Origin of the sequence: Dyella sp. S184 (genome assembly GCF_009766065.1) — a bacterium.
Taxonomy (GTDB): domain Bacteria; phylum Pseudomonadota; class Gammaproteobacteria; order Xanthomonadales; family Rhodanobacteraceae; genus Rhodanobacter.
Genome location: NZ_LMUE01000018.1, coordinates 1 through 647, shown reverse-complemented (window position 1 = coordinate 647; position 647 = coordinate 1). Strand labels below are relative to the sequence as shown.

Here is a 647-nt window from a genome sequence, read left to right as displayed (position 1 = left end):
CACGCGCCGCACCTAACTACTCGTTCAAGGCGGACGGCTTTGCCGCCGCTTAACTCCAGCGTTAGGGCTCATGAAGACCACCCTCGCATTCCTTGCAGCAATCCTGGTACCGGTCGGTCTCATAACCGGCTGGTATCTGTGGGAGCAATTCGCCACCTTCAAACCCAACGATCCATACATCTGGGTTCGTACCGGAAACTTCCTTTGTCTCTGTGCATTAATCTCGGTGGCCTATGTGCTTGTGCTTGGGCTTCCGACCTACGTTTTACTTCGTTGGCGCAACGCAGTTCGCTGTTGGTCAACTATCGCAAGTGGCTTCGTATTAGGTGCGTTCCCGGTTGCCGTGCTTTCTTGGCCTCTGCGTTTTTCAGGGGGCGCATCTGCAACCATTGACGGTGTCCCCACTTTGGTCAACGGCATACCTACTTTCGCAGGCTGGCTGCAATACCTAGAATTGGTAGCATTCATGGGTGCCTGCGGTGTCGCCTCGGCCGCGGCTTTTTCGCTTATCGCACGGCGACCTAACAGTTCGTCCAAGCGGACGCCAAAACCGCTACGCGGTTTCGGCACCGCTTAACTCAAGCGTTAGGTGGCAAATGGACCTGGCAGCATCGAAATGGAAGGTCGCAGCGTTAACCTTGGTTACC

At 55.5% G+C, this 647-nt stretch carries 1 protein-coding gene; it reads left to right on the top strand.

The window, feature by feature from the left end:
• The first annotated feature begins 70 nt into the window (after window positions 1-70).
• Window positions 71-577, top strand: coding sequence for a hypothetical protein (locus GSQ75_RS18945; protein ID WP_158756449.1), 507 nt, complete (start codon window positions 71-73; stop codon window positions 575-577).
• Window positions 578-647 lie beyond the last annotated feature (70 nt).

What these genes read in the sequence shown, in the direction of transcription:
- GSQ75_RS18945 (WP_158756449.1), top strand. Translation starts at nt 71, where the DNA reads ATGAAGACCACCCTCGCATTCCTTGCAGCAATCCTGGTACCGGTCGGT.